15 protein-coding genes and 1 other RNA gene are annotated in these 16926 nt (G+C 40.3%); 2 read left to right on the top strand and 14 right to left on the bottom strand.

Features of this window, described 5'->3' with window-relative positions; all coding sequences use genetic code 11:
- Positions 1-29 precede the first annotated feature (29 nt).
- The 3 genes from PCY16_RS03765 to PCY16_RS03755 all read right to left on the bottom strand — a co-directional run bounded on the left by PCY16_RS03765 (position 30) and on the right by PCY16_RS03755 (position 2085).
- On the bottom strand, positions 30-719 hold the full coding sequence (locus PCY16_RS03765; RefSeq protein ID WP_049545705.1) for a Bax inhibitor-1/YccA family protein: 690 nt from the start codon (positions 717-719) through the stop codon (positions 30-32).
- Between the two features lie 23 nt (positions 720-742).
- Positions 743-1246 carry an HD domain-containing protein gene (locus PCY16_RS03760; protein WP_002883682.1) on the bottom strand — a complete coding sequence of 168 codons (504 nt, stop codon included), beginning with the start codon at positions 1244-1246 and terminating at the stop codon, positions 743-745.
- Between the two features lie 101 nt (positions 1247-1347).
- The gene (locus PCY16_RS03755) at positions 1348-2085 is read right to left on the bottom strand and encodes an RNA methyltransferase (RefSeq protein ID WP_073949339.1); all 738 of its coding nucleotides are present in this window, start codon (positions 2083-2085) and stop codon (positions 1348-1350) included.
- A gap of 102 nt (positions 2086-2187) precedes the next feature.
- Here PCY16_RS03755 and PCY16_RS03750 point away from each other — a divergent pair, with 102 nt between their 5' ends.
- Entirely contained in the window at positions 2188-2466 is a 279-nt protein-coding gene (locus PCY16_RS03750; protein WP_037597401.1) for an acylphosphatase, read from the top strand.
- An 86-nt stretch (positions 2467-2552) separates the two neighbouring features.
- A complete protein-coding gene (yidC, locus tag PCY16_RS03745) occupies positions 2553-3470 on the top strand; it encodes a membrane protein insertase YidC (protein ID WP_037598962.1) in 918 nt (305 codons plus the stop codon).
- 167 nt (positions 3471-3637) lie between these two features.
- Here yidC and greA read toward each other — a convergent pair whose 3' ends face one another.
- The 11 genes from greA to PCY16_RS03690 form a co-directional block, all read right to left on the bottom strand.
- Positions 3638-4120 carry a transcription elongation factor GreA gene (gene greA / locus PCY16_RS03740; RefSeq protein WP_002883697.1) on the bottom strand — a complete coding sequence of 161 codons (483 nt, stop codon included), beginning with the start codon at positions 4118-4120 and terminating at the stop codon, positions 3638-3640.
- An 84-nt stretch (positions 4121-4204) separates the two neighbouring features.
- Positions 4205-6181 (bottom strand): endolytic transglycosylase MltG, encoded by a 1977-nt coding sequence (gene mltG, locus PCY16_RS03735; RefSeq protein WP_195413362.1) that lies wholly within the window; start codon positions 6179-6181, stop codon positions 4205-4207.
- Positions 6182-6277: 96 nt separating this feature from the next.
- Positions 6278-6772, bottom strand: coding sequence for a GNAT family N-acetyltransferase (locus PCY16_RS03730; RefSeq protein ID WP_195413361.1), 495 nt, complete (start codon positions 6770-6772; stop codon positions 6278-6280).
- Between the two features lie 59 nt (positions 6773-6831).
- A complete protein-coding gene (gene murC / locus PCY16_RS03725; protein WP_002889872.1) occupies positions 6832-8160 on the bottom strand; it encodes a UDP-N-acetylmuramate--L-alanine ligase in 1329 nt (442 codons plus the stop codon).
- A 26-nt stretch (positions 8161-8186) separates the two neighbouring features.
- The gene (locus PCY16_RS03720) at positions 8187-8903 is read right to left on the bottom strand and encodes a hypothetical protein (protein WP_002886515.1); all 717 of its coding nucleotides are present in this window, start codon (positions 8901-8903) and stop codon (positions 8187-8189) included.
- Positions 8904-9058: 155 nt separating this feature from the next.
- On the bottom strand, positions 9059-12154 hold the full coding sequence (locus tag PCY16_RS03715; RefSeq protein ID WP_195413360.1) for a DEAD/DEAH box helicase: 3096 nt from the start codon (positions 12152-12154) through the stop codon (positions 9059-9061).
- A 105-nt stretch (positions 12155-12259) separates the two neighbouring features.
- Positions 12260-14260: a cell division site-positioning protein MapZ family protein gene (locus PCY16_RS03710; RefSeq protein ID WP_195413359.1), complete on the bottom strand. Its 2001-nt coding sequence runs from the start codon at positions 14258-14260 to the stop codon at positions 12260-12262.
- 2 nt (positions 14261-14262) lie between these two features.
- Complete coding sequence (locus tag PCY16_RS03705) at positions 14263-15429, bottom strand: class I SAM-dependent RNA methyltransferase (RefSeq protein WP_064525716.1); 1167 nt, start codon at positions 15427-15429, stop codon at positions 14263-14265.
- Positions 15430-15571: 142 nt separating this feature from the next.
- An RNA gene (gene rnpB / locus PCY16_RS03700) (RNase P RNA component class B) lies at positions 15572-15939 on the bottom strand.
- 14 nt (positions 15940-15953) lie between these two features.
- Positions 15954-16286, bottom strand: a complete 333-nt coding sequence (gene gpsB / locus PCY16_RS03695) for a cell division regulator GpsB (RefSeq protein WP_037598953.1) — start codon at positions 16284-16286, stop codon at positions 15954-15956.
- A 108-nt stretch (positions 16287-16394) separates the two neighbouring features.
- The gene (locus PCY16_RS03690) at positions 16395-16910 is read right to left on the bottom strand and encodes a DUF1273 domain-containing protein (RefSeq protein ID WP_195413358.1); all 516 of its coding nucleotides are present in this window, start codon (positions 16908-16910) and stop codon (positions 16395-16397) included.
- Positions 16911-16926: the final 16 nt, after the last annotated feature.

The following is a 16926-nucleotide window of genomic DNA, read 5'->3' as shown; positions in this document are numbered from 1 at the left end:
AAAAATCAGCCATCTGGCTGATTTTTTTACTAATTACGTCTAGCAAAGAGTCGCAAGATATTCAAGAATAAGTTAATGAAATCCAAGTAAAGACTAAGTGCCATAGAAACTGCCCATCCATCTGTGACCTGACCATTGGTACCGTAATAAACCTTCTTAATCATCTGGTTATCGTAGGCAATTAAACCTGAGAAAATAAGAATTGATACAATACTAATCACAAAACTCATCATGCTACTTGCAAAGAAAATATTAATCAAGCTAGCCACAATAATCCCAATCAAAGCTGCCATAAGGAACTTGGCCATGCCTGATAGATCTCGCTTAATGGTAACTCCGATAAGTGCCATGATAAAGAAAACAATGGCAGTGCTAAGGAAAGCTTGGAAAACAATGGCTTGCGTATATTGTACGATGATAAAGCTAAGTGTAAATCCATTCAGAGCAGAATAAACCAAAAATAAAGGTAGAGCCGCAGGTGTATTCCTTCTTGCAGCACCACTAGCCAAAAAGACCAAACCAAACTCTAAAAAGAGTGCTGCCATGTAAACCCAAGAATAATTCATGAGAATGTTGACAAAAAGATGCGAAAGAGGGAAGAGCATCAGATAAGAGATGACTGCTGAAAGTCCCACTCCCATACCGACAAGACCATAAATCTTTCCGAAAAAGCGGTTCAAGCCCGCATCACTAGTTGTATAAATTGCATTTGATTCCATAGTTATCTCCTAAAAATAATGAATTATTGGTGGTGGCTTTGTAGAGTCTTGCGACGGAAAAACTTACGATTTTTGATTCGGTTTCGTAAGGGTGTCGCTGCTTCTTTAACCGCCCAATACTTATCCACCATAGTAACAATATAAGATTCCTTATACTTCGGCGGCGCAATCGTTGCTCCCCACATATGCTTGAGGATAATATCCTCTTCTTTTTTATTCAGATTAACAAGCTTTCTGGCATTACGAACAGCAATACGTGGGTGTACCCAAGCATGACTCTTGTTAAATTTAGTCACTCGCCAATCATAATAGAAAAAGTCATGTAAGAGACCACCTCGAGCTGTGCTCTTGGCATCCCAGCCAAATTTTTTAGCAATCTTATAGCTGGTGTAACTAACATTAACCGAGTGTTCTAAACGTGTCGAATGATGGTGTTGTACAATCCCATCCAATTTTTGAAAACGTGGATGAGAAATCAAATGTCCCACAACTTCCATGAATTCTTTATCATCTTCTGGTCGTTTCATAATAATACCTCATTAATGTTTCTAATGCTTCTTCATTATACCACTAGTACTTAAAATTACTTTAAAAGTCAGTTGTTTTCTCCTAAAATCATCCTTGAGACCTAGAGACTAAACATGAGAATTCCTGCTGCAACAGCAACATTCAGACTCTCCGCCTGACCTGGCATGCTAATATGTACGAGTTGATCAGCAGACTCAGCCATATCCTGACTAATTCCCTGCCCCTCATTTCCCATCACTAGGGCAAAATTGCCATCTGTCTTAACTGCTTTATAGTCAACGGAAACATCGGAAAGAGTCGTTGCTAAGACGGGTATACCTTGTTTTCTGCAAGCCTCAACCATGTCAAGAATTGGTCCACGATAGATTGGAAGGTGGAAATGACTTCCCTGCATAGAACGCAAGGTCTTCTGATTATAAATATCAGCTGATTTGTCTGACAAAAAGACTCCGTCATAACCTGCGGCATCTGCTGTTCGAATCATTGTTCCTACATTACCAGGGTCCTGAACATCCTCCAAGAGCAGATACTTCCCTGAGAAAGACTTTGGCAAGGATTGAGATTGTTTAGCAACTTCTGCCACAATCCCTTGAGGTGTCTGAGTTTCACAGAGTTCCTTAAGCACCTCTGGACTAACCAACTTAACCTTAGACATATTAGCCACACGATCAGCCATTTCCTCAAGTACGAAAACTTGAAGAATCTCGGCACCGCTTGCCTTTGCTTCCTCAAAAAGATGCCATCCTTCTAAAAGATAGCTAGTTTTACGGTGCTTACGCTGCAATAATTTTCTAGCAGACTTAATGCTAGCATTTTGCTTTGATTGAATGATTTCCATACATTCATTATAGCAGAAATCCCCTGATAAATCTTGGACTTGACCGACTTTATAGCAAGGATTATACTAAAAGAAAGAGCTTTCAAAAGGAGGTCATGGACCATGCAAAAAGTACGATTATTAGTCTCAGGAAGAGTCCAAGGTGTTGGTTTTCGTTATTCAACCTATGCTCTAGCACTAGATATTGGAGATATATGCGGTCGGGTTTGGAATAATGACGACGGTACTGTTGAAATTCTAGCTCAGTCAGATAACCCTTCTAAGTTAGCTAAATTTATTCAAGAAGTTCGAAAGGGACCTTCAAAATGGTCTAAAGTAACCTATGTCGATGTGACCATGGCTAACTTCCCTAATTACAGCGATTTTCGCATGGCTAATTAAGGTCGGAGTTCCGTTTTTAACTTGTTCTCTTCCTTAAAAAAAGGTAAAATAGACAAGTATAACTAAAAAACAAAAGGAATGATACTGTGAATAAAAATCAAAAACGTCTAGCCCTGATGGGGCTTGCTGCCAGCATGCTTCTCTTCCTATCAGGATGTGTGAGCCTTGATAAGTCTGGTAATCCTACTGGTTGGGTTTGGAACCTACTTGGTCGCCCTATGAGCCACGTCATCACCTACTTCGCACATAATTTAAATCTGGGATTTGGTCTTGGCATTATCTTCGTAACCATCATTGTTCGTTTGATTATCTTGCCACTTGGTCTTCACCAATCTCGTAGCGCAGCCTACCAAGCAGCAAAACGTGAATACCTTGCGCCTATCTTAGAACCAATTAACGAACGTTTGCGCAACGCTGAAACTCAAGAAGAAAAAATGGCTGCCCAGTCTGAACTCATGCAAGCTCAGCGTGAAAACGGTCTAAGCTTGATGGGCGGTGTCGGCTGTCTTCCTCTATTGATTCAGTTCCCATTCTTCTCAGCACTCTACTATGCAGCACGTTACACTCCTGGTGTACTCAAGGATAACTTCCTCTGGTTTAACCTTGGTCACCGTGACTTCCCATTGATTATCATCATCGCAGCGCTTTACTACTTCCAATCTTGGTTGTCTATTCAACAAGTTCCTGAAGAACAACGTAAACAAATGGCAGCGACGATGTACAGTATGCCAATCATGATGATCTTCTTTGGTATTAGCTCACCTGCAGCCGTAATCCTCTACTGGTTCGTTGGTGGTATCTTCTCTATTATCCAACAGTTGATTACCAACTACATCATCAAACCTCGCTTGAAAGAAAAAGTTGCTGAAGAGTTCAAAAAGAACCCTCCAAAAGCACCTCGTACAACACCAAGCAAGCGTAAAGATGTGACACCAAAAAATACTCAAGCAATTGCGAGCAAACCAAAGAAAAACCGTAACGCCGGTAAGCAAAATCGTAAATAAGCTACAAAGCACTCTTGGAATTTTCCAAAAGTGCTTTTCTTATAGACTAATTCAGACTAACCTAATTCCTAATAGCGCCAACAAGCAAAAAAGGAGTGAGACAGAACAACTGTTTTGTCTCACTCCCACTAGTTTCAAATATTGAACACCTTAATTCCAACAGTCGCTTAGGCTGTTTTTTCTACACTAAGGATTTCCACAGAGTAGCTACCTGCTGGTGATTCGATAGCGACTTTGTCGCCAACTTTCTTACCAATCAAGGCTTGAGCAATCGGGCTTTCATTTGAAATCTTACCTGAGAAGATGTCAGCACCGGCTGCACCAACAATATGATAAGTATCTTTGTCGTTTGTACCAACTTCTTGAACAACAACAGTTTTACCAATTGCAACTTCGTCATTAGCAACAGCATCACTATCAACGATTTCCGCATAACGAATTTTTGTTTCAAGAATCTGAATTTGTCCTTCAACAAAGGCTTGTTCGTCTTTGGCTGCTTCATACTCAGAGTTTTCTGAAAGGTCACCATAAGAACGAGCAATCTTAATACGTTCTACAACTTCTGGACGACGGACGAGTTTGTATTCCTCCAATTCCGCTTCAAGTTGTTCTTTCTCCGCTTGTGTCATTACATATGTTTTTTCTGCCATTTTTTTCTCTTTCCTATTTTTTGAGCCCTTGGCTTTATTTTCAAAATCACTATTTGTTTGCTTGATTTTAATGAGCCAATCAGACTATTTATCTTTTAGTTTGCTATTAATGTAAGTTTCAACGTTATGCTGATGCTCTTCATAGCTTTCAGCAAAATAAACATTACCAGTAGTTACATCTGCAACAAAGTACATGTACTTGGTAGATGATGGATTGATAACCGCTTCAATTGCAGACAGACTAGGGCTGTCCACAGGACCTGGCATCAACCCCTTATGAACATAATCATTATAAGGGGAGTCAATGTTTGTGTCAATAGTTGCATCTTCTTTCAAGGTCGTTTCCTGACCAAGTTTTCCAAGAGCATAAAGAACTGCAATATTACTTTGTAGAGCCATGTCTGAGTTAAGACGATTATAGAAGACGCTCGCAATATTTTTACGGTCGTCATCTGTAGCTCCTTCTTTTTCCACAAGAGAAGCTAGGGTCAAAATCTCATTAACATTGTGCCCGCTAGATGAAATCGTCGCATAGTAAGGTGATAGGTAGGTGTCCATCGTTGACAACATTTCCTCTGCCAAAGATTCCACCGTCGTATCGTCATGAATGTTATAAGTCGCTGGGAACAGATACCCCTCTAGGACATACTTAGCATCCGTAGAATTCGGAAGGTTTGCCAACAAGGTTGGGTACTTCGCTTTCATCTTAGTAATGAAAGCATCATCCTTCATCAGCTTCAAGAAATCTTTTGCCTTAAGTCCAGTTGATGTTTTTTTGCCTTTTTTCGCTGAGGAATTAACTTCAACTGCCTTAGCAATTTGATCAATGGTGTATCCTTCTTTGACCAAGACCGTACCAAGAGATGGCTCCTGAGGTTTATCACTTCCTTTTTTCTGAAGTGCCTCAATAATTTCATCCATGGTCATGCTAGCCTGAAGGTTGTAATAACCACTTTTCAGATTTGAGATATTTTTAAACTTGGTATAGTAATTAAAGACCTTACCAGACTTAATGACACCAGCTGATTCCAATAGTTGACCAATGTAACTGCTACCTGAATTTTCAGGAATTTCAACACTAACAAACTTAGTTGAATTAACATCTTTTGCACCAACAGCATCACTAACATAACGATAACCAAAGAATGCAGCTACTGACAAGATAAGTAGCAAGAAGATAATAATATTTCTTGCAATTTTACCAGCACGACGGTTATTTTTATTGCGTTTGTGATTTCGGTTAGAACGTGAAATCGGCTCTTCGTCGACAATGTCAGCCTGTTTAACATCTTTTGGCGAAGACTTTTTCTTCTTCACTTTCTTACCTTTCTTTTTCTTAGGTTTTCCAGAGGGTTCTAGAGAAATACTCTCATCATCCTCATTACCATCAGCCACTATCTCTGATTGAACCTTTTCTTGCGACGCTTGGTCACTTGTTGCATGATGTTCCTGCAAGAATGCTTCTTTTTGACGTTCTGAGGTCAATTTGGCCTCCAATTCTTTAGGGTCTGTATAAATAGCTTCGTTAGACTTAGCTTCAATGAGCTCCTTGGCAACATCTGCAGGAATATACTCCTCTTCAGATGCTTCGTTAAGGCTAGTTTCCCAAACTGGACGTTTAAAACGGCGTTTCGACGTTTCAGTCTCCTGAGGAATATTTACCTTTTTCTCCCCCTCAATAGGCTCTTTAGAAATAGACGCTACATTTGAATGAGCATCAGACACTAAAGACTCAGCTTGAGAAACAGAAAACAAGCCAACACTATCTTGTTGAGAATCTTGAGCCGTCTCAGAAGTCATAGATTTAGCCAAAGCACTGTGAGAAACAGAATGTGAGCTAAAATCTTGGTTACTTACTTTATTGGACGCTGAGGTACTATGTGTTGTAGCGCTCTCAGCTGACGTTGAACGTGGTGTCTCGGGCATAGTTGCACTTTTATTATGCTCCTCCTCGCGAAGAGAACGGAGCCGTGTTGCTTCTTGTAAATCTCGAAGAATCTGATCTTTAAAGCTTAGGCTATCTTCAGCAGATTCCGAGTGTTCATTAAACTTGTCCGTCAAGGCATACCTCCTCTATAGTAACAAACGCCATTATATCTTAAAAAGTCAGTTAATGCAAATCAATTGGTCCTTTGTCACAGTAACGTAACACTGAATTCAATGGGTTTCTGGATTCTCCCAAACCATATTATACCAAGTGCTACCGCCATGATTTGATTCTGATTCTCCTTCATCAGTGAAACCATTCATCTCATAATAGGCAATCAGGTAATCATGGCAAGTCAAACTAATACCTTGGCGTTTTTGGGCGATAGCCAGATCCTTAAGCGCTGCAATCAAGGCTGTCCCAACACCTTGCCCTTTAAAATCTTTGGAGATAGACAAACTAGTAACCGCAATAAAGCCTCCTTGACTAGCATTAGGAACCACCTTATGGAACAAGTCATCTGTAAGATAACGTTCCGCAATCACAGGCCCTTCAATGTAGCCAGCTACAACGCCATCAATTTCAGCAATTAGAAAGGTATCACAAATCGTCTTTAAACGCTCCGCAATAGCCTCTGGAGTTGCAGCCTCTTCAGGTGAAAAATTATCTTGTTCGATACGGACAACATCAGCCCAATCATCCTCTCGGGCATGTCGAATAAGCATATTAAATTCCTTTCTATTAAGAGAAAGAGCTGAGCGAAATCGCTACAGCCCTTAATATATTACATGTGTGTTTGCAAGCTTGCTAGGAGCTCTTCAAACGAGCGTTCGTAAAGTTGGATGTCCCCAGCTCCCATAAAGACATAAACAGCATTGTCATGGTCAAGGAGAGGTGAGACATTTTCAACTGTAACCACTTTGGCCGGTTTATTGATCTTAGCAGCAAGATCTTCAACCTTAACATCACCATGGTCAACTTCACGCGCTGAACCATAAATTTGCGCTAAATAAACAGCATCTGCTTCGTTCAAAGCTTCAGCAAATTCATCAAGAAGAGCAATGGTACGTGTGAAGGTATGTGGTTGGAAAATAGCAACAATCTCTTTAGATGGGTACTTTTGGCGTGCTGCATCAAGCGTTGCAATAATTTCAGTTGGATGGTGAGCAAAGTCATCGATGACAACAGTACCACTGATAATTTTTTCTGTGAAACGACGTTTAACACCTGAGAAAGTTTTAAGGTGTTCTGCAACCAAATCCATGTCGAAACCAGCTACATAGAGGGTCCCAATAACCGCAGTTGCATTCAAGATATTGTGACGACCATAGGCTGGCACATGGAATTCTCCAAGAATTTGTCCATCGTGTTTTACCTTGAAATTAGACCCTGTCGTTGTACGAACAATGTCTGTTGCCATAAAGTCATCATTTTCTTCGAAACCGTAGTAATAGATTGGCGCATTGGCTGTAATCTTACGAAGGTGTGGATCCTCACCGTAAACAAAGAGTCCTTTTTGCACTTGCTTAGCATAATCATCAAAGGCAGAGAACACATCATCGATACTTGTAAAGTAATCAGGATGGTCAAAGTCAATGTTAGTGATGATTGAGTATGCTGGGTGGTATGGCATGAAATGACGTTCATATTCATCAGACTCAAAGACAAAGTATTGTGCATTAGCAGAACCTCGACCAGTTCCGTCACCAATAAGGTATGACGTGTCTGTGATATTTTTCATAACATGTGACAAGAGACCTGTTGTAGAAGTCTTACCATGTGCACCTGCCACACCAAAGCTAGTGAATTGATCCATGAAGTGACCCAAAAACTCGTGATAGCGCTTAAAGCTGTAGCCATTTTTAATCGCATAAGCAACTTCAACGTTGTTGTCTTCACGAAAGGCATTTCCAGCAATCAATTCAACATCTTCTGTGATGTTTTTTTCATCGAAAGGAAGGATAGGAATACCTGCTTGCTCAAGACCACGTTGTGTGAAGTAATATTTTTCCACATCTGAACCTTGAACCTTGTGTCCCATTTGGTGGAGCATCAAAGCCAAAGCTGACATACCAGATCCTTTAATTCCAATAAAATGATAAGTTTTTGACATAGTTTCTCCTTACAATCGCACTGCGATTAGTTTGCGTCTTCTAAATGCGTCAAATTTAATTCTTGAGCAACTCGGTGTTCACGGTAAGTTTGACGTTCTGGGTAATTATAAACCTGGCTACGTTTCAAGAAGTCATAGCTATTTTTCTTGACGTTCTTACGAGATGGGTTACTAGGCTGTTGATAGGTTGGAGCCACTTCTGCCAAGATGTAAGAATCCTGTTGCAGACGATTTGCCAAGTGATGGATTTTTGAGTGTTTCCCGTTAGGTGCTAAAGTTCGCTTGATAGCACTTACAGGAGCTCCCAATATAGATGCTGTCACTGGCCCTTTATCCGTTGTTACAGCAGCTGGCTCAACAGTAGCCTCAAAGCTTGGCTTAGCTTCTACCTTAGGCTTAGCAGTTAGTTGACGGCTATTAGTATGTTTGGTTTGTTGAACTTCTTGGCGGAGGAATTTTTGGCGTTTCTCACGGACATCACGCTTAGCCTTTTCACGGGCTTCCTCTGCATAAGTCATGCCAGCTTCTTGTGTCTCCACTCGTTTTGAAGCCTGCTTACGATTGCTAGGCTTAGCTGACAAGAAATCATAGTTCGGCAACAAATCATTGTAGTCCTTATCTTGGTAAGGGCCACGGATATTTGTGATTAAATCTTCATTTTCATATAGGCGCATAGAGACCGGTTCTTGCAAGCAAGATTCCCCGTCTGGAATCAGCGGAAATTGTCGTCTTTGGCGATGCATAAAAGACTTCCTTTCGTTTTCGAGATAATGCGTATCTTAATATAAACAATCGGGAATGGGAAGATACGTCTTGCAGTATTCTATTATAGCCTAATTCAAAAGATTTGCCTAGTAGCATTTTCACGTATTAGTATTCCAATATCAAATATAACAAATTAAGATATTGCAATACCAAGAATTTCTTTAATGTCCTCAACAGTCATGATGGCACGGCTTTCATTGCCATCCAAGACAGTTGTCACCAGGTTTTTCTTGCCTTCTTGAAGCTCAAGAATTTTCTCTTCAATAGTCCCTCTTGTAATCAAACGGTAAACTTCGACATTTTGTTCCTGACCTATACGATGCGCACGACTAATAGCCTGCATTTCTACCGCTGGATTCCACCAAAGGTCAATCAGAATAACCGTATCAGCACCAGTTAGATTCAGTCCCACTCCTCCTGCTTTTAGAGAAATCAAAAAGGCATCTCGACTTCCTTGATTGAAGGCTCTGGTCATCTCTTGACGACTATCAGATGGCGTTGACCCTGTTAGCTTATAAGAGGAAATACCTAATTCTTGTAAGAGCCCCTCTGTAATATCTAACATCCCACGAAATTGTGAAAAGATAAGAACACGGTGGTCTGATTCCTTAATTTGACTAAGCAACTCTCTTAGGCTATCTAATTTTCCGCTATCTCCAGCATAGTCCATAAAAAGAGCTGGGGTATCACAGATTTGTCGTAAGCGGGTAATTCCTGACAAAATTTCCACCTTACGACGGTTGATTTCCTGATCACTTGCAGAAATTAAACCTTGCTGCATCTGTTGCAATTGCGCTAAATAGATAGCCTTTTGAGCATCTGACAATTCACTTTGGTGAGTGATTTCAATCAAATCTGGTAAATCAGGAAGGACCTCTTCTTTCCTACGTCTTAGAATAAAGGGAGAAATATACCTAGCCACTTCCTTTGGTGTTAACTTAAGGAAAGTTTTCTTAGCCGGTAAAAGTCCTGGTAGAATAATTTGGAAAATAGACCAAATCTCCAACAAATGATTTTCAATAGGCGTTCCAGATAGTGCTAAGCAATGTGGAACAGAAAAATCACGTAGATATTGGGCAATCTTTGTCTGTGTATTCTTCATGACCTGAGCCTCATCAAGAATGAGATAGTCATATTTACCAGCCTTGTAGGCATCAAAATCCTGACGGAAGGAAGCATAGCTTGTAATAATAATATGGTGGTCTTCAGCAATGATGTCATCACGTCTTGGCTTGAGTCCATAAGAAACCGCTACATCTAACTGAGGAGCGAACTTTTTAAACTCATCCTGCCAATTGTAAATCAGGCTTGATGGTGACAAAACCAAGACTCGTTGCTCTTCTTCTAAATGTGCAGAGAGATAGGCAATGGTCTGCAAGGTTTTCCCCAACCCCATATCATCGGCCAAGATACCGCCAAAACCATAGTGATGCAACATAGATAGCCACTGAACACCCTTTTCCTGATAGGGACGAAGGTCAGCTTCTACCTTATAAGTTGGCAAATCAAAGGTCTCTGGTTTACTCAAATGTTGCGTTAAGAGTTGGAAATCTTTTGAAAATCGAACAGAATCACTTTCTGAAAGAGCCTCCATTAATTGATAGGCAGTCAATTGATTTAGTTCTAGGTGACCTTGCCCTGAATATCGAGCTCTTAGAGTTTTGAGACTCTCACTAATACGATGCGTCGCTTCGTCAAAAACAATCAACTGACCACTACGATTGATAAAATAGGGCGAACTTTTCATCAAAGCTGCTAAAGCATGATCCACATCTTCATCGTCAAGACTTGAAAAATCAAAGGAAATATCTAATAAATTCCCCTGACGCTCTACCTGAACCTGCGGACTCTGTTCAACCCGTAAGTCACGCAACTCCTGCCCAATCAGAACCGTCCCTGTATTTTCAAATTCTGGTAGAGTATTCGTAAAGAAATCATAGAGCTCTTGACTGCTAATTAATCGTTTAGATGACTGAAAATCAGGGGTGAATTCATGCTTAGCCATCAAACGGAAAACAGCCTGCTCATGACGATAGTTACTCGTAAATCCTAAATGACTCAACTCTTGTCGATTATGGACTAGGAAACCATCAAAATCAAAGGCTAATGTAAGTATAACCTCACTGTCACCTTTCAGATCAAAGTGAAATCTCGGTGTGAAATCCTTGATATTAAAGGCTTTAGGAGCTTTAACTGGTCCCATAGTCCTAAAATCAAAAAGACTAGCAGCCAAGATGGCTTGTTCATCAAGATTAAAGCTGACATGCTTATTCAAATCGCTTCCGATTGGAAGAGAGCGTAAACCAACCAAAAGTTTTTGTTGTTTTCGATTCAAACGATAAAAAACACCTTGATAAAAGAGAATACGATTATTAAAAAAGGCCTGACTATTCTTCTCAGCAACAGTCAATTCAATCATCTTAGGCTCAACAGAAATATCAAACGAGAAGAGATGGGCATCAGCAGTCAAATCCTCAACCAAAAGTCGGTGATATTCGGTTCCTTCCCATTCAAACCTAAAGCCATCCAAATCTTGCATCCGTCTCAAACCTTCCTCAAAAAAACCGTAGGGGAGACAAAGATGACGTGCATTATTCGGTAAAATAAAGTCTAAATTAGTCTTGGCTTCATCTGGAATCATCCGTCCTAAGAAGTCTAAAAATGCCTGTGAAGCCTGGTCAAATTGAATAAGCGATAGGGGTTCATAATAGTTCTTACCTATCTGATAATAACTCTCAGCCTCTACAAGTTTGAGAAAGGCAGGAATATCTCGAATAACATAAGAACGTTCATCTGGTAAGCGACGTAAACGTATACTCCACCAAATCTCTGAACCAAAGGTAGATTCCTCTCCCTCTACCATCAAGCAATATCTAACAGTATCATCCTCATTTAGGGAAAGGCCTTCTAAAAATAAACCACCAAAAGAGTGTCCTCGCTCTTGGCCCTGAGAGGACTCTTGTTCCTCTTCCAATTCTGCCAAGAGACGCTGGCCTTCTTTATCGTTTTTTAGATAATACTCAATCGCTGCCAAATGGGGACAATAGCCTTTTTGAGCGAAATAATCACAGTCACACGTGATTTCAGAATCATTGAGTGCATAAATTAAATGATGTTGGTCAACTGTTGTATCCAACTGAGTTTCTGAGACCTGATGAATGGTAATGAGATCCTTTTCAAAAAGTTCAATACCCTCATTACGGACTCTACCCGGCATCAATTTTGCCATAGTATTCACCCCTATCTTATCCCTCTATTATAGCACAAAATCCTTATAAACTAGGCCTTCTCCAAGATAAAACAAAAAACACTCCCGAAGGAGTGTCGCAGATTATTATTCGTAATCAAGTTTATCTGAGTGACCTGAACCATTACCAACATAGTAACCTGTCTTACAGTTAATACTGAAGAGGTAAGTTCCATCTGGAAGGTACAAGTTGTAGTAACCATTACCATTGATGATGTTGACTGGCTCAAGGATGAAGTTATCTCCTGAGAAGTAACCACGTGAGTGTGATGTTTCGATAATCTTATCAAGAACACCATCAGCCCATGTCCAAGCTGGGTTACTTGTATCTGCTACTACGTTTGCATTATAAGGCACACGTGAGCGATTACGTTGAAGGATTGATGGGTTATAATTTGTGATTCCGCGTGTTACAACTGTTGAAGCTGCAGCTGAGCCACCAGTAGTTCCTCCAGTCGCACCAGTTGAACCTGCTGAACCTGCTGAGTTAGCTGCTCCATTTTGCGCTCCAGAAGTATTTGATGCGGCCGCACCATCACCATTAGAAGCTGCTCCAGATGCGTTATCACCTGAAGGTGCAGCAGGACTAGCAGTATTAACACTTTCAGAAGCTGTCGCTGCAGACGTTGCACTCGCAGCCTTAGCTTTTTCTTCAAGTTGAGTCTTACCACCCTTAATAGCTTCTTGGACAGTGCTGTCGAGACTCGCATTTCCAGTTGTTGTTACACTTTCTGGAAGATTATTAAAGTTAGCATCTGATTTAACAGCAATAGAGGCATTATAGTTACCATCTACAAGAGCATCTGACTCAAACTGACTGTTAATCTTTTGTACAGCTTCAATTTGTTTCTTCAAGTTATCATATTTTTTCTTAGCTGCATCATAATACTTGGTTTTCTCCAATTTCTTGAGCAGCTTTTCCAAATCTGATAACTTACCAAATTGGTCATTAGCGAGTTTTGTTTGCTCGTCATCTGTGAAGAAATTATTATACATTTCTTCAAAGGCCTTATTATCAGCAGCTGACGTATCCTTGCTTGATGATGATGTCACTGCTGAAGAAGCTGTGCTTGTTGTTTTCGCCGATTGGCTATGTGTTCCTTTATAAAGAGCATAGCTACCACCGATAATAGCTAAAGCAAGAACTGCTAGAGCACCGATAACAACACCTTTACGACGGTAAACTGGAATGTCACCATCAAAGGCACTCTTATGCGATGGTGAAATAGACTCTGAAGAGATTCTGTCTTCTGCAGATGGGCGATTAACTGCCATAGACACTTTTGGTGTTGTCTTTTCTTCATCAGCTTTTGCTCCAGTTACCCCTGCCACTGTTGATGCAATAGCTGCCAAATCAATAGTGTCTGAAATAGCAGCATCATTCAACAAAGGTTTTGAAGCTTGTGGCTCAGTATCGTCAATATTGGCAATAGCAGGATTTTGTGGTTCTGGATCATCAATGTTAGCAATCAAAGGATTGTCATCATCAATATTATCTACCAATGCATCGTTATAGGGTGACTGATGAGTTGAAGTAGATGAATCAGCGAGTGCATCACCAAGGTCAAATTTTTCTGTTTCTGACGTGATGAAACGATCAGCATTTGTTGACGTAATGATAACTTCAGAACTTTGACTTTCTGGTTCTGCAATAACCTCAGGTTCAACAGGGGCATTTGGCAACTGCTTGTCAATATGAGATTGAGTTTCATCAGCCTTGTTATCTGTAGCACCAAAACCAAATGTGACCGGTGTTACTTCTTCAGTAGCTGTTGTTGAGTTGATTGACTCATTAGCCATTGATTGACCAATCAAACCTGAATCCGCAAACTCCTGACGTTGCTTTTGAATAAAAGCATCCAAAGGTGATGTGTCGCCGTCAGCTTCAATTTTCTTTGAAAATTTTTGTGAGGCAACTTCTTCGCGGTGTTGCTTGATATACTTATCCAAAATGCTATCTGTTTCTGTTACACCAGCATTAATCTCGGCTTCTTTTCGGACAGCCTCACCGACCGTCATTTCCTTGGCATCTTGGAAATCTAGCTCTTGGCTACCTTCATAGCCATTTTGTGTTTTATCTTCTGACACGTTTAATTTACCTTTCTAGCCTCAGAACGGCGAACACGCTCTCCAAAATATTGATATAAATCAACACGGAGGGTCCCGTTATAAAGCTTACGTTTTTTATCGGCTTTCATACCGTATTTGCTTTCAAATTGTTCATCGCTGGTCAAGATAAACTTGCTCCAAGTTTTAAGTGGCGCAAAAGTTTGACCCATTTCATTATACAAGATATCCACAGCCTTGTCATCCAACAAACGCTCACCATAAGGAGGGTTTGAAATAATGACACCATTGATTTTATCTGTTTTCAGGTCCTGTAAACGCATTTGTTTCAATTTAATAACATCTTCAAGACCTGCCTCACGAGCATTGGCTTTTGCAATTTCAACCATACGGCCATCAATATCACAACCCATAATATCTAATTCAATATCGTAGTTTGCCTTGCTATCTGCTTCATCACGTACCGACTGTACTAAATCCTTATCCACCCAATTCCATGCTTCAAAGGCAAAATCACGATTAAATCCTGGTGCAATGTTCATGCCAATCATTGCAGCCTCAATACAGAAGGTCCCTGAACCACAAGTCGGGTCAATCAATGGTTTATCCGGATACCAATTACTAAGTTCAAGGATAGCAGCCGCCATATTTTCTTTAATCGGTGCTCCACCTTTATCAGTACGGTAGCCACGCTTAAAGAGACTAGCACCTGTGGTATCAATCAAAACCGTAGCCTTATCCTTCAAAATAGAGACTTCAATCTTAAATTCCGCTCCTGTTTCTTGGAGAGGCACTCCTTCTGGACGGTGGAAATACTTCTGCAATTTCTTAACGACAGCTTTTTTTGAAATCGCCTGAACAGATGGCTCATTATGAAGCTTTGATTTAACACATTTAGCCTTAGAAATTGGGAACTTTGCACCTAGCGGAAGATAATTTTCCCAGTCTAAAGCAAAAACTCCCTGAAAGAGTTCCTCAAAGGTACGTGCTGGAAATTCACCCACTACAATCTTGATACGATCTGCTGCTCTCAACCAAAGGTTGGTTTCAGCAATTGCACGAACACCACCTTGGAAACGCACCTTACCATTTTCAACCTGCGTGTCATAACCTAACTCACGCAATTCACGTCCAACCACAGCCTCAAGACCTGCTGCTGCAGTTGCTACTAATGTAAATGTTTCTTTCATTGTTATCCTTTTATCTCATTGTTACGCGTACAAACTTTCTTAACCGATAGCTTATTTCCCACTCTTTTCTTTAAATATAAAAGAGAGAATTCTTGCTAAAAGAAGGCTGAGACATGTGTCCCAGCCTCACCTATATGCAATTTTCTATAAGCCATGTTTTGTTCCAGAAGTGACTAGGTACCACTTCCTTCGATAATCATCTGTCTACTGCAAAGCAGTCAGGATGGTCCGTTCGTTTCCAGCCATCCCATGCCCCTACCAAAGTTTGGGTTGCTAGCTTGAGGGGTTTACCGCGTTCCACTTTTTAGGTTTCCCTAAAAACTCCGTCACTGTGGCACTTTCAGAGCTACTAAAACCTATCCTAAGACTTAGCCAGTTCACTCGCCGTAACTTGAAAATCAAGTCCCTAGGCTTATTAATTCACCTAGCACAAACACTACTGGCATCACAGCCAGTGCTAGCATGGACTTTCCTCATGGAAGACTAGCAACCATGCGATTATCCAAAAATTGCACAAACCAGTTTTACTCGACGATTTGTTTTCCAAAGACCTCTTTCTCCAAACGACTGATACGTTTTAAGATATCATAGTTTGAAGCCGAAGCAACATTGGCATTCGCAGGTGATGGCTCACTTGTCGCACTCGCGTATGCTGGGCGACTAGCAGGAGCTGATGAAGTCTTAGCTTTCAGTTTTGCATTTTCTTCTTGCAATTCCTTAACTAGAGCAATATAGACACCGTAATCTTTGATTACATCGTCTAGAAACTCATCAACTTCTTTTTTATCGTATCCACGCATGCTTGTTTTAAATTCTTGTTCGTAGATTTTCTTGGGCGTTAAATTAATCTTAGCCATTTTTATTCTCCAATACTTGTCTTATCTAACTTACTAATACTTTACTGTCTAATGTTTTTATGATACAGAAAAAAAGATAAAAATGCAAGTTTAAAATTCAATTATATCCTATTCCGACATGACTTCATTGAGGTCATCAAAAGTCAGTCTAGATACGGGATAACCCCTTGCTTCTAACATCATACCGTAAAAATATTTCAGATTTGTTTCATTTTCAGGTTCATAAAATAAATAAGCCTGATCTGTATTGTCAATGAGAAACTGATTAAATTGTTTAAACTGTGCTGGAGATTGGTAAGCGGGGAAGCTGTACTTGACAAAATCAACCTGCTTAAAGGCTGCTAGTTTTGTTTGATTCGCTTCATTCCAATTCTGACCATGCGTTTCAAAAGGGAAGATAGTCGCTAACTTCAAAGGATAGTCTTTTTGAAGTTCTTTGGCTACTTCTAGTGCCCAAAATTCAAAACCGAGGTTCCCAGTAAAAATCATCCAATCCACACCATCATCCAAGAAACGCATCAAATCACGTTTGATTGCTTTCTTGATAATGGTTACTTTAGGGTCCTTGTCTTTAAAAATACCGAGTTCAAAGCTCTTATAGCCAGTTACCAGTAGTGATGTCATTTGTTGTTTTCCTCGT

The sequence above is a fragment of the Streptococcus sp. SS4 genome, assembly GCF_030440125.1.
Taxonomy (GTDB): Bacteria; Bacillota; Bacilli; order Lactobacillales; family Streptococcaceae; genus Streptococcus.
This window is presented reverse-complemented; position numbering and strand designations above follow the sequence as displayed.

Excerpts from the sequence above, each read along its gene's own strand:
- PCY16_RS03715 (WP_195413360.1), bottom strand. The coding sequence starts at position 12,154 with ATGGCAAAATTGATGCCGGGTAGAGTCCGTAATGAGGGTATTGAACTT.
- PCY16_RS03760 (WP_002883682.1), bottom strand. The coding sequence starts at position 1,246 with ATGAAACGACCAGAAGATGATAAAGAATTCATGGAAGTTGTGGGACAT.
- greA (WP_002883697.1), bottom strand. The coding sequence starts at position 4,120 with ATGGCAGAAAAAACATATGTAATGACACAAGCGGAGAAAGAACAACTT.
- murC (WP_002889872.1), bottom strand. The coding sequence starts at position 8,160 with ATGTCAAAAACTTATCATTTTATTGGAATTAAAGGATCTGGTATGTCA.
- PCY16_RS03720 (WP_002886515.1), bottom strand. The coding sequence starts at position 8,903 with ATGCATCGCCAAAGACGACAATTTCCGCTGATTCCAGACGGGGAATCT.
- PCY16_RS03730 (WP_195413361.1), bottom strand. The coding sequence starts at position 6,772 with ATGCTTATTCGACATGCCCGAGAGGATGATTGGGCTGATGTTGTCCGT.
- gpsB (WP_037598953.1), bottom strand. The coding sequence starts at position 16,286 with ATGGCTAAGATTAATTTAACGCCCAAGAAAATCTACGAACAAGAATTT.
- PCY16_RS03750 (WP_037597401.1), top strand. The coding sequence starts at position 2,188 with ATGCAAAAAGTACGATTATTAGTCTCAGGAAGAGTCCAAGGTGTTGGT.
- PCY16_RS03705 (WP_064525716.1), bottom strand. The coding sequence starts at position 15,429 with ATGAAAGAAACATTTACATTAGTAGCAACTGCAGCAGCAGGTCTTGAG.
- PCY16_RS03690 (WP_195413358.1), bottom strand. The coding sequence starts at position 16,910 with ATGACATCACTACTGGTAACTGGCTATAAGAGCTTTGAACTCGGTATT.
- PCY16_RS03765 (WP_049545705.1), bottom strand. The coding sequence starts at position 719 with ATGGAATCAAATGCAATTTATACAACTAGTGATGCGGGCTTGAACCGC.
- PCY16_RS03755 (WP_073949339.1), bottom strand. The coding sequence starts at position 2,085 with ATGGAAATCATTCAATCAAAGCAAAATGCTAGCATTAAGTCTGCTAGA.